Genomic DNA, 13,144 nt, shown 5'->3' on the forward strand with positions numbered 1-13,144 from the left:
CACAGCGCGTGACAAGCTGTGTCTTTTCGTATACGAAATCTATCTGCCCCTGGCAAGCCAGATAGCATTAGAAATATCAGCTGTCTGCATTGACTATTGCGCTTATTTTCCGCTCACTTCCTTTACAATGTACTTTTTGTGTTCTTTACCCCAACGCGCCATCTCATCCAATAATGGCTTCAGCGATTTTCCATATGTTGTAAGCTCATATTCTACCGTAATAGGCTTCGTATTCCGGACAGTGCGGGCAACCAATCCATTAATTTCCAGGTGCTGCAATTCCTTTGATAACATTTTAGTGCCAATACCATTCAGGAAGCGCTGTAGCTGGAGATAGCGCATCTTCCTGAATGCCAGCATCGCAATGATGGATATCCTCCATTTTCCAGCCAATATGTACTGTGTATCCTCAATGGCTTTAAAATGTTGTATGCATGCTTTTGATAGCGTTTCTTCTGTAAGAATTGATGTTCCCATACACAAATGTAACTACTTCCTTTGGTGATAAACACTTCCCTGGAGGGAACTACTTCCTTAGAGGAATCTGAGACCCATCATAAGGAGAAGCGCAAATAAATTTGCAGGAATAAAAAACATTAAATGAGCATCTTAACAAAAAGTGGTGTTGTTCTTATTGAACAACCTGGTGGGCCAGGGGTTCTGAAGTATGAAACGATTGATCTATCAGGTCCGGGTTCCAACGAAGTTTTAATTGAGCAGAAAGCTATTGCTGTAAATTTCCTCGATGTTTTCTTCAGAAGCGGGAGATTCCAACTGCCAAAGTATCCGGCGCCGATCGGGCTGGAAGCTGCGGGCATAGTAAGCGCCGTCGGTGAAGGCGTAACTGAATTTGCTGTAGGCGACAGGGTTGCTTATTATGCTACAACAGGAGCATATGCACAAATAAGAACGATCAGTGTCAATGACATCTTCAGATTACCTGATAGCATCACTTTTGATGTAGCGGCCGCGGTGATGGTAAAAGGTCTTACGGCCCAAATGTTGATCAGAGACAGTTGTCCGATTAAAGCAGGACAGCAGGTACTGATTACTGCCATGACAGGAGGAGTAGGTACTTTGTTAAGCGCGTGGGTTAAATCACTGGGTGCTAATGTTATAGGTACAGTTGGCAGCCCGGCTAAAAAACAACTGGCGGAACAGCGGGGGTATGAGCATGTAATTGATCTGCAAAACGAAGATCTTACTGCCCGGGTGAATGCTATCACAGGTAATGCTGGTGTGGATGTAGTATATGACAGTATTGGGAAAGACATTTTTGACAAATCAATAGAGCTTATCAAGGCAGGTGGCACCTTTGTATGCTATGGCGGTGCATCTGGTTGGCCTCAGGTAGACGCTCAGCAGCTTGATCAAAAGAAGATCCATTTTGTGCAAGCGCAACTTAATAATTATCCGGGATATCAGGATAAGAAAGGTGAGGCAATGAAGGAGGTATTCGAACAGGTTGAAAAAGGCATATTTGAGGTACAACATCCTTCAGTCTATTCCCTGGCTGATGCCTCAGAAGCGCATGCGGACATGGAAGCGCGGAGAACTACTGGTAGCATTATCCTTAGGCCTTAGCTGGCATCTTTGTTTTCTGCAAGAATAGTGGCTAACTAAGCAGGACATATTTGTGTGATCTTAAAGGGGGGCATCGATGATCTTCTCCCAAGGAACAGCCATGGAGCATACACTTCAGTTATGACGTGCATGCTCCATTTGCTTTATTTAAACCAGCTTGCATAGTCCATTGCAAAGTCATGAATTGTTCTCGATGGTTTGTTTAAGATATCTTTAACGATCGTATTTGTAAAGGTTGCTTTTCCCTGACGTTGTCCTTCGGCAATTGCAATAAACGTTTGTATCATCAATGGCGGCATTCCCTTTCGTTTCATTCTTTGTTCTAATTCATCAATTGTCAGCGGTATAAATTGGACATTGTCGCCAATGGCATTGCTAATAGCTTCTGCGACTTCTGCATAATTTACTGCTTCGTCAGCCGTTAACAGGTATGTTTGATTACTATGTTCGGCGGGATTTGTTAGTATTTTAAATGCTACTTCTGCAATGTCTCTGGTGTCTATAAAAGGCTTTTTACCGTCGCCCGTTCCTTCATAAATTTTACGTTCTCTTTTGATGGTTTCGGAAAATTCTCCCAGCCAGTTCTGCATAAAGGAATTAGGCTGTAAAATAGTCCATGAGAGCCCGGACGCTTTTAATGATTCTTCTACTTCAAAATGTAATTTTGCAATGAAGAATGGTGAATTTTTAACAGCTCCCGGAGAAGAAAGTTTTACAATATGGGTCACTCCTTGTTCTTTTGCAACTTCGATTACATTGTTCTGTTCTTCTACAAAGTTGTCGTTTATACTTGAGGCAAGAAAAACCACTTTACTGTTTTTCATTGTGTTGTAAAGAGTTGCCTTGCTCAGCATATTTGCTTCTACCCATTCAACAGAGGGCATTTCTTTCGCTTTATTTTTATTCCTTGTTACTGCAATTGCCGTTATTCCAGCGGCAGATAAAAAAGTTAGCAGCTCTTTACCTATTTTTCCGGTTGCACCGAATATGGTGATTTTGTTTTTATCTTCCATGTTTGCGGGTGATTTGAAATTGAATATTTACTTAGTCGCCTAACTATTGGGGTAAAATTTTTACTCCAGATTGTTTAACACGTGTTTTAGTAATTCAGTTAATTGTGTTTGTTGTTGTTCGGAAAGTCCTTGTATTGCAATACTTTCCATGCTTCTCCAGATTTTGGCTACTTGTTTATAAGTAGCCTTTCCTTTATCGGTTATATAGATTCTTGAGGTCCGTTTATCCTGTGCGTCTTTTTCTTTTGTTATCATACCTGTGGCCACCATTCTGTCTATCATACTTGAAATGGTGGCTTGTTGAATACACATTTTTTCAACCAACGAGGAAACAGTTTGTCCGTCTTCAAGACTTAAATGATATAGCAGAATGTCCTGCCCGGAATGTATGCCCGTTTCCGAAAGCAAAGCATTGCTTTTGTTTCTGCGAACTTTACAGATTTGAACAAGCAGATTGCTGATAATGGTATCCTGGTTTTTTGGTTTCACGATGCGAAGATAATGAAAATAGTTAGGCGACTAACTATTTTTTAAAATTTATATTCTATTTATTCATTTCAGTCAGACCACTTACTGACTTATTCAGTTTCTGTTCATTTTTTTCGTATTAACATGCACCATGCTGTTTTTCTTAGTTTTGATTTGATAATAGAAGCTGAGCAAATACTATCAAAGTTATACCTCTGAAAGCCCCAAACGCATTCTGCGTAGTAAAACATCTCCCCTAAACAGTGCTGCTATTATTTAACCAGTGATGTAATGACAGACGAAGCCACCCAATGTTAGCCAGGGTAATTTGTCTTTTTGTTTTTTATTTTTTTTGACTTACATATTGTGTTAACTAAAATTAAACTATATTTGTTGTGGATATTACTTTTGCAGACAAGAAATTAGAAGAACTTGCCAATAATGACAGGAAGCGTCGCAGGGAGTTTGGTAAGCTCCGGGCAGACAAAATAAAAGCCAGGCTGACACAGTTAATGTCTGCGGCCAATCTTGAGGAAGTAAGAGACCTCCCCGGCAATTTTCATGAACTTACCAATAGGCGGAGAGGGCAATGGGCCTGTGATTTAGACCAGCCATACAGGTTGGTTTTTATACCTCACGAGGTACCTGTTCCTACAAACGAGCATGGTCAACGTGTTTGGATGGAGATTACAGGAATAGAAGTTAAAGAAATAGTCAACTATCATAAAGAAAAATAATCATGGCGAAGCAAAATCAATACTTTCCGCAAACAGTTCCACATCCGGGAGAAACTTTAGGCGAGAAGCTGGAAGAAATGAATATGGGGCCAAAAGAGTTTGCCCTCCGTACAGGCAAGCCAGAAAAAACCATCATTGCCATAATTAAAGGAGATAGCTCCATTACTCCTGATATGGCCGTCCAGTTTGAAAGCGTAACCAGAATTCCCGCTAATTTCTGGATGAACCACCAAAGAAATTATGACGAATTTGTCGCAAGAAAGAAACGGCAAGCTGTTATTCAGGAAGCAACCGGATGGGCAAAGAAGTTCCCTTTGGCGGAGATGATTAAAAAAGGCTGGTTACCGGCTGTAACAACTATTCAGGAAAAAACGACGGAGATGCTTACCTTCTTTGGCTTCTCCAGTCACACAGCATGGGAAGACTATTATTTTAAGCAACAGCTTAAAGTGGCTTTCCGGATTTCTCTTGCGCAAACCGCTGAGCCATATGCCATTTCTGCATGGCTTCGAAAAGGTGAATTACAGGCAATGGAGTTAGACGCGAAGGTCTATTCAGAAAAGAAGTTTAAGGACGCATTGCCAAAGTTGAAATCAATCAGGGAAAATCATCCTGATGAATTTTTCAGCCAATTACAACGCATTTGCCTGGAAGCTGGTGTTAAAGTGGTATATACTCCGCGTATTAATAAAGCGCCCATAAGTGGTTCAACGCGATGGTTAAATGATACTCCATTCATTCAATTAACAGGGCCGGATAATGACAGCAATAGCTTTTGGTTTACTTTCTTTCATGAAGCCGGGCATATTCTCTTACATGGGAAGAAGGATATTTTTTTAGAAAGGGTGGAGTATTCTGACAAAGATCTGATTAAGGAAAAAGAAGCGGATGAATTTGCCGAAAAATGGACATCACGTTAGTAGTTAAACCCCATAAAATTGTATCTTCAATCCCCGAAAGCCATACTCTTTAAACCTTGTAAACCCATAACTTATCCATACCTGTTGATTTACAGCATCATCTGTAGAAAACCCATCAACACCCAGCTTCTTTTCCCACTTAAATACTATATATGAAACACTCTCTATTACTATTTGCATGCCTGCTATGCGCATGTATCCTGAAAGCGGGCGATATTGTCCTGCCACCGGTGTCGGCCTGGATTAAATTTACCAATCCCGTCCAATCCGGTAGTCTATCCTATGGTATCGAAAATAACCAGAGTGGCGAAGGCTATACTGAAGTCGCTACTATAGACGGTGTACCATGCCGGAAGATCCCGGCGGGAAAGTTCATGTATGTGCGTTGCGACAGAACCGCTGTTCCTACCGCGGCGCAGAAGCTTATCCTGTCTATCACCTATTATGACAACAGCATGAATTTCGTATGGCTGAACTATACGCGTTCTGGTACAGGTTGGGGCGGTGCCGATTTCAAGAAATCCAATACAAAAAAATGGGTCACCCGCCTGGTGTTCCTGGAAGATGCCGGCCTGGATGGTAGCATGGGCTATGCTGGAGACATCCGCCTGGGTTATGGTTCGGAAGACACTTATATTAAAGACATCACAGTATATGTTGGCTCCTTGAACCCGGATGCGCAGCCTATTCCCGCCAGACCAAACAATCCGGCCTCAGAGTTTGTAGGTAAGTCATTCGCAGGATATCAACTATGGCATGAAGCAGGGCCTAAACCGGAAGACTGGACGCACTGGTCATACGACAAAGTGCCGGCCGCCGGAAGAGGTAATCACAATACAGAAACATTCCCGCAGCTGGCAGATTACGAGAATAATCCAAATGTACCAATGTATGCTACCAACTTTGCGAACCTCGGCAACGGTAAGCCGGCGAAGTTGTACAATTCTACCGACAAAGGAGTGATAGACGTGCAGATGGCACTACTGAAAAGAACCGGGTTTGACGGTGTGGCCATTCAGCGTAATGCTCCCGTCGGAAGGAATATGAAGTACACATCTACCGACGATTATTATGTGCATATCAAGAACGCCTGTGAAGCTAATGGCAGGTTGTTTTATGTGATGTACTGTATGCCCGATCAGAACAATGGAGAAGTAAATTCCATTGACCTGGTGGAAGGTATTAAACGCGACTGGGTATACCAGATGGAACAGATCTATGAACTAACTAAATCCGGCGCATATGCCACCGTGAATGGCAAACCGGTGGTAGAACTCTGGGGATTGGGATATTCGACCATTCTCGTGGATAAAGCCCAGGCATTGGAACTGGCACAGTTCTTCAAAGACCGCGGTTGTTATGTGATTGCGGGAGTACCGAGGGACTGGCGACTAAGAGACGCTGGTTCACGTCCTGACTTCGAAGACGTTTACAAGGCCTATCACATGATCTCTCCCTGGACCGTAGGCGTATACAATGACACAACTGGTGCGGATAATTTCAGGACACAATACCTGATCCCTGACAAACAGTATTGCGATCAGAATGGCATGGGTTTCTATCCGGTGATATTCCCTGGCAGCGCCTGGTCGCAGCATGTATCAGGTTATCCGAATGATACGAGAAGGCTGGGAGGGAAGTTCCTCTGGAAGCAGGCACGCAATATCAAAAGCATAGGCGTGAAGTCAATGTATTACGCTATGCTGGATGAGTTTGAAGAATCGACCAATATTATCAGTTCGGCAGTGGATTATTTTGACATCCCAACAGACCAGTATTTTGGTACCTTGTCGATGGATGGTATCTGGACCTCGTCCGACTATTACCTGCGTCTCGCCGGACAAGCAGCCCGTTTGCTGACCAGCGCAGAAACGCCTGCTGAAATTCCGATCCCTTACTCACTGGGACCGATCTATTACAGGAACAGCTTCGAAAGCAGGGTCGCGAACTGTATCATCAATAATGTGCCACAGGATATCGTTTCCCCGATTGATGCCTGCTTCTATAAGAATACGGTGTTGTCGTCTGCTGGTGTGAGCAATACAACCGTGACTATCGATAATGCAGCTGCGTTTTCAAAGAGTGGTGTGTACACTGTGAGGATCAATGGCACAGCTGCCGGCGCATCATCTTACTATTATAAAATATCAGAAACAAAGATTGCAGTGAAGGCCAATATGCAATTGAGTTTCTGGAAATATACGGTAAACAATCCCGGCAGGTATACTTCCGTAGACCTGACATTCAAATCGGGGAAGGTGCTGCGTAACCTGAGTACCTATAAGGATAACAACGGCAATGTGATGCATCCGAATGTGGGTCGTGGTACAGTAGGCAGCTGGCAGAAATTCTCCTGCCAGATCGGTAAAGGAGAACTGATAGGAGATGAAATAACCGGTATCAGTATTGCTTACGACAATCCGGCGCTGAGTGGTAATTTTACCGCTTATTTTGATGATATCATCATCGAAGATGCCCAGGATACTACTATCACTGATCCGCCTTCTCCGGCTCCGATCGGTAGTACTATTTACCTGTACAATGACACCCTGCTGGTATGCTCTGAGAATGGTACACAGGCCATGAACTGTAACCGTACCGGATTAGGTCCATGGGAAAAGTTTGTAGTAGTGGATGGTGGGAACAGCACTATCGCATTGAAGGGTAATAATGGGCTCTATGTAACTGCGACCAGCCCGATGTACTGTACAGGTACTACGCTGGATAGCACCACACGTTTTAAATGGATTAATTTAACCAGCAATACGGTTGCTTTCCAGAGTCTGAAAGGACAGTATATCTGTTCTGAAAATGGTACCCAGCCTATGAATTGTAACCGTGCAGCTATTGGTGGTTGGGAGACCTTCAGATGGGGCACTACATCTGCTGCAAGAGTAGCACCAGTGCAGGCACAGCTGACTGAGAATAAGCTGGCGAAGGCAGGCCTGAAGCTTTATCCAAATCCTGCCAGGGAACAGGTAACGTTGCATTATCAGCTGCCGGCAGCGACAGATGCAGTGATCGGGATCTATAATTCAAATGGAGTGCTGGTGAAGACATTGAGGCAGCATATTGCGGCAGGGGAACAACGTATTTCGGTGACCACGGGCAATCTGACGCCGGGTGTTTATCTCGTAAAAACTGTTTCGACTACAAAGATTGAGACGAAGAAGTTAGTGGTAGAATAGCCTTTCTTGCTGTGGTTTTGAGGGCAGGGATACAGTTATCTGTATCCCTGCTTTTGTTTTAAGTGATCTTCAAGGACCCTTGTGCAACTATAGCGTTGAGCAACTATTTCCCGCTAATGTAGCTCCGGCGCCATCTGCACCTGTTATAGCTGATTTTACACTTGCGGTGTCGAGTACGGTAATGTTATAGGGCGGAATAAATGCCGTAACACCATTACCCGCAGCTGTACCGGAAGTGTTTGTAAATGCGTTGTTGAATTGATTTAAATGTTCACTGTATATGAAGGGTCCTTGAAGTCACTTAGGTTATCAGGTGCTCATTGTTCGCGACAAATGTACAAAGAAAATGATATAACGAAAATTCATTATTACTCGCTATGGTGTATATGAACTACTTCTTCGAGGAAGGAATGTGGCATTGATTATTTCGCTAAATTACTATTGAAAGACTACTCTCTTCATTTTCAATTGTTCGTTATGCAAGATGCTGCTTTTACGTCAGACAAATGGCCCGTGTTAAATTATGATGAACTGAAAGATACATTGTCGACAGTTCATCTATGGACACAGATAGTAGGGAAGATACGCCTCAGAAAAATGCCCTGGTTGAATCACTCCTGGCATGTTACCTTATATGTTACGCCATATGGACTTAGCACAGGCAGCATGCCATATGAGCATGGTATCTTTCAGATAGATTTTGATTTCCATTTGCATCAGTTAATGATGATAACCAGCACCGGTAAAAGACTGGCGATAGAATTGAAACCGCGGACAATAGCTGATTTTTACAAAGAGGTGTTTGAAAAGCTACATGCATCAGGCGTAGACGTTATTATTCATACAACACCCAGTGAAATGGAACATGCTGTTCCTTTTGAAGAAGATCAGGTGCAGCGTGCGTATGACAGGCAGCAAATGGAGAATTACTGGCAGGCGCTTGTCAGGGTGCATAATGTATTTACACGTTTCAGATCGGGCTTTACGGGTAAAGTCAGTCCTGTGCATTTCTTCTGGGGCGCCTTTGACCTGGCAGTTACCAGATTTTCAGGTAAAGATGCACCCCCGCACCAGGGACAGGCACCCAACATGCCGGCTGAGGTAATGAAGGAAGCCTATTCCAAAGAGGTAAGCTCCTGTGGATTCTGGCCGGGTAGTGAGCAGTTCCCCCATGTAGTCTTTTATGCGTACTGTTACCCCGTTAGTGCTACATTCGGAGAACAACCTGTGAAACCCGAAGGCGCCTTCTATAGCAAAGAGATGGGCGAGTTCTTCCTGCACTACGACACGGTACAACAGGCAGATAACCCCGAGGAAACCTTACTGGCCTTTTTGCAGTCTACCTACGAGGCGGCCGCCAATACAGGTAACTGGGACCGTCAGGCGCTGGAATGCGATCTGTCGAAGTTTGAAGAGGAATACGGTTGTTTCAGGACGCTATAATGCGCAGGTGAATATGCCGGATATACGAAGGCCGTATGTCCGGTACCATGTCGCATAGGGAGGCGAGGGATGTATATTTAGTAACACTTTTGTGTTACTCAAAACGGCGTTTTAGGCCTATGGCCGGTTTTTTAATGTTATTTTATCTGCAGAACCCGCTTTCTATATTATATTCTTAATAAATATGTGTATTTTTCAGTCCGGTAGCAAAAGACACTACCTATATATCCCGAATATCGATTAACATGAAACCTACAACAGGTGTATTACTCCTGCTCGTTACCATATCTTGTTTTTGTGTTCTTACTCCAACCAAGGCCGCCAATTTCATTGTCACTTCTAATGCGGACAGCGGACCAGGAACCTTAAGAGATGCAATCACTAAAGCGAACAGTAACGGTACTGCTGCAAAAGACTATATCTACTTTAATCTGCCTGGTACAACGCCCAGCGATATGACTATCACGTTGCTCAGCGACTTACCAGGGCTGACAAGCAATATTGCTGTCGATGCCTCAACACAGGCAGCTCCCTTATTGGGCGCCAGTGGGGCCAGGGTATTCCTGTACCGGCAGCTAACAGGTTCGCCTGCAACATATTATGCCCTTCTGATCGATAATGCGCAACAGGTGGAGATATATGGATTGGCTATCAAGAATACACTGAGAGCCAATACAGAAAGCTATGGCATCTTATTAAGTGGTACATGCGCAGATATCACCATTGGCGGACCTGGTAAAGGGAATGTCATTAACGGTTACAAGTATTGTATCTATGGCGATTCAGGGAACTTTGACCCCAGGACCATCAGCAACCTGGTAATACAAAGCAATATCATTGGTTTTGAAGAGGATGGCATGACTGCCACAGCTCAGTTATCCAGTTATCAGCCCATTTTGCTCGCACATTTGAATGGTGTAACACTGGGCGGCAACAGGGCAGACCTGGGGAATGTGATCATGGGCAACTCTTATGGGGTGTCATTATGGACCGAGACAGGTAATGTGGTGGCATCTTTTAATAAGATCGGTACGGATGTCAACGGTACTGCTGTAATGAACTTCAGTATCCGGGAGGCAATGTTGGGTATATATGGTACCACCACCGGCACTGTACAGATCAGCGATAACCAGATAGCAGGTGTCAGTATCCAGGGTATCGGAATAGTAGGTTTGCAGAACGCCACTTTCAGGATAGTGAGGAACAAAATAGGAACAGAGGTAACGGGCCAGAATGTCCTGGGACAGCGCTCATCAGGGGTGCTGATCACAGATTGTAACCAGGGGATGATAGGTGGGTCACTGGCCGACAAAAATATCATTGCGGGATGTTATGATGCGCCTGTTACTGTTATTAATGCATATCGCGTAACGGTTTCACAGAATGAAATGTTCTGCAATAACGTTACTGGCTTTGATCGATACCCGGCCAACAGCATTCAGCTGGAAAACTGGTCGCCCACTGATGGCAGACCAATGCCGTTCGTGCATGTCACTGCATGTACTGCTACAACATTGAGCGGAACAGCTACGCCCAATGCCAAAATGGAAGTTTTCACTCCTTACAGATGTAGCGGCTCATTGAAGTGCGATGGCAGGAACTATATTGAGACCTTCTTTGCTGGTGCAGATGGCAGGTGGACATACGCACTCAAAGGCAGGGACGGTGTCATCTTATCAGCAACGGACGCTACCGGTGCAACCTCGGATTATAGTAATCCTGTATGGAGCGATCATATCGAACTCGAACGTAGTATTGTACATACTGCCTGTGGCAAAAGCACTGGCAGCATCCCCAATAAATTACTCTACAACGCCACACCTTTCCATTGGGAGGACGATGCCGGCAATACAGTTGGCACAGGCACCTCACTGAACAACGTACCTGCCGGGAGATACCGCCTGGTGATGTACGGTGGCGGATGTAACAAGCCGGAATGTATTGTGTATTCTCCTTTCTTTGAGGTAAGGGATGAAACCCCGCAGATAAACGCAGCAGCGGCGATAATAAGTCCTGCTACCTGTGGTGCTAACAACGGAAGTATTAACGGATTACAGATCCGGGGAATAAATTTGAAATTCGAATGGCGTAATACCGTTAACGCTGTAGTCGGAACAGGCCCTTCTATTAATAATCTTGCACCGGATAGCTATACGCTGACCATTGCCGATACCGTTAACGGATGTACAGCTACCGGTGGTCCCTTTGTAATACAGGGCATTGCTGCGCCTGTGCTGGATGCCAGCGGAGCAGTGGTGATAGATGCAATATGCAGCCAGCCTACTGGTAGCATTACAGGATTGAATGTGACTGGTACCGGTGTTATTACTTATACCTGGAGAGATGCCAGCGGGCAGGTAGTGGGCAATGCACCAGATCTGCTTAACATACCGGCAGGTGTATATACATTGTCATTTACAGATGAATCTTCCTGTCCTGCCTTACCTTCAGCACCTTTTACCATCGCGGCACCCGGTGTCATCACCATTGACCAGAGTGGCGTAGCGATCAGGGAAGCTGCCTGCGCTGTGGATGATGGCGGCGTGACCGGCCTGCAGGCTACCAACGCTGAGACTGTACAATGGCTGGATCAGAATGGTGTGACAGTTAGCACCAGCCTCGATCTGATAAATATGCCGGCAGGTGTATATACCCTGCAGATCAGCAATACGACGGGATGTAATGCAACTGCTACCTTCACTGTTCCTCAACACAGGCCAGGCCCTATGAACGTAGCACAGATCAATACACAAAACCCTGTCTGCAACCTGCAGAACGGCAGCGTGACAGGTCTTGTTGTCGTGGGAGGAACACCGGTTTCCTACAAATGGTTCGACCAGAACGGCACCCTCATCAGTCAGAACAGGGATCTGACGGGTGTGGGCGATGGCAATTACAGGTTATATATCACAGATATTGAACAATGCGAACAGCTGGTCACCACCGTTAACCTGAGAACACCTGATTTACCGCTAATAGATGATAAATCAGCCTATGTGATAGACGATGTATGTAATACTACTTCCGGTATGATCACCGGTATCAGTGTATCAGGAAAACAGCCGATATCTTATGCCTGGCTGAATGCGGATAGTATGGTGGTGTCAACTTCCCTGAGAGCTGATGGTTTGCCTGGGGGAGATTATACCCTGCAGGTCACCGACGGTAACGGATGTATCGTCTATGGTCGTCCTTTTCCTGTGTTGCCGGTAGATATACTGTTGCTGGCTCCTGCTGCAAAAGATGTGACTATCATAAAAGGAATGACCGCAGAGATCAACGTAAACGATAAGCGTATTGGTATCTATACGTTGTTTAAACCTGGTACAGAATGGTCGGAAGTGAATGATACCGGCTTGTTCCGGATCAACGGTATTACAGAGACCACGACTTTCGGCATGAATTACCAGTTCGGGGATTGTATAAGTCCGACTACCACCTTCAGAGTACTTGTAATAGACGCGATTAAAGTAGTAGCGCCGACAGCTTTTTCTCCCAATGGTGACGGTCACAATGATATATTCAAACCTAAAGGGTATGGTGTAGCTTCCTACAATAACTTTAGCGTTATGGATCGCTGGGGTAATGTTGTGTTCTCTACCAAAAGCATTGAAACGGGATGGGATGGCACGTTCCGCGGGGAAAAGGTAGAGGCAGGTGGTTATGTATGGATGATTCAGGGAATTGACATCCTCGGCCATCCGGTTCAGGAGAAGGGCGCCGTACTTGTTGTCTATTAAGCCGAAGGGTAAAAAAATACGTGTAAGATTGCTTAATACAGCTTAATATTG

At 44.7% G+C, this 13,144-nt stretch carries 9 protein-coding genes; 6 read left to right on the plus strand and 3 right to left on the minus strand.

Annotation, left to right across the window (positions count from 1 at the left end; translation table 11 throughout):
* Window positions 1–102: 102 nt before the first annotated feature.
* Complete coding sequence (locus tag L3C95_RS19665; RefSeq protein ID WP_236390265.1) at window positions 103–477, minus strand: winged helix-turn-helix transcriptional regulator; 375 nt, start codon at window positions 475–477, stop codon at window positions 103–105.
* A gap of 123 nt (window positions 478–600) precedes the next feature.
* On the opposite strand from L3C95_RS19665, the gene L3C95_RS19670 reads away from it, so the two are divergent.
* Complete coding sequence (locus tag L3C95_RS19670; RefSeq protein WP_236390266.1) at window positions 601–1,584, plus strand: quinone oxidoreductase family protein; 984 nt, start codon at window positions 601–603, stop codon at window positions 1,582–1,584.
* 143 nt (window positions 1,585–1,727) lie between these two features.
* Here the strand turns inward: L3C95_RS19670 and L3C95_RS19675 are convergent, their stop codons facing one another.
* Both L3C95_RS19675 and L3C95_RS19680 read right to left on the minus strand, forming a co-directional pair.
* The gene (locus L3C95_RS19675; protein ID WP_236390267.1) at window positions 1,728–2,597 is read right to left on the minus strand and encodes an SDR family oxidoreductase; all 870 of its coding nucleotides are present in this window, start codon (window positions 2,595–2,597) and stop codon (window positions 1,728–1,730) included.
* Between the two features lie 60 nt (window positions 2,598–2,657).
* A complete protein-coding gene (locus L3C95_RS19680) occupies window positions 2,658–3,086 on the minus strand; it encodes a MarR family winged helix-turn-helix transcriptional regulator (RefSeq protein ID WP_236390268.1) in 429 nt (142 codons plus the stop codon).
* Between the two features lie 374 nt (window positions 3,087–3,460).
* Between L3C95_RS19680 and L3C95_RS19685 the strand changes: the two genes are divergently transcribed.
* The 5 genes from L3C95_RS19685 (at window position 3,461) to L3C95_RS19705 (ending at window position 13,093) form a co-directional block, all read left to right on the plus strand.
* Window positions 3,461–3,802: a type II toxin-antitoxin system RelE/ParE family toxin gene (locus L3C95_RS19685; RefSeq protein ID WP_236390269.1), complete on the plus strand. Its 342-nt coding sequence runs from the start codon at window positions 3,461–3,463 to the stop codon at window positions 3,800–3,802.
* A gap of 2 nt (window positions 3,803–3,804) precedes the next feature.
* Window positions 3,805–4,722: a HigA family addiction module antitoxin gene (locus tag L3C95_RS19690; protein WP_236390271.1), complete on the plus strand. Its 918-nt coding sequence runs from the start codon at window positions 3,805–3,807 to the stop codon at window positions 4,720–4,722.
* 152 nt (window positions 4,723–4,874) lie between these two features.
* Complete coding sequence (locus tag L3C95_RS19695) at window positions 4,875–7,910, plus strand: T9SS type A sorting domain-containing protein (protein WP_236390272.1); 3,036 nt, start codon at window positions 4,875–4,877, stop codon at window positions 7,908–7,910.
* 477 nt (window positions 7,911–8,387) lie between these two features.
* Window positions 8,388–9,353, plus strand: a complete 966-nt coding sequence (locus L3C95_RS19700; RefSeq protein ID WP_236390273.1) for a DUF5996 family protein — start codon at window positions 8,388–8,390, stop codon at window positions 9,351–9,353.
* Between the two features lie 245 nt (window positions 9,354–9,598).
* Entirely contained in the window at window positions 9,599–13,093 is a 3,495-nt protein-coding gene (locus L3C95_RS19705; protein WP_236390274.1) for a gliding motility-associated C-terminal domain-containing protein, read from the plus strand.
* The last annotated feature ends 51 nt before the right edge of the window (window positions 13,094–13,144 follow it).

The organism is Chitinophaga filiformis (assembly GCF_021646545.1).
GTDB classification, from domain to species: domain Bacteria; phylum Bacteroidota; class Bacteroidia; order Chitinophagales; family Chitinophagaceae; genus Chitinophaga; species Chitinophaga filiformis_A.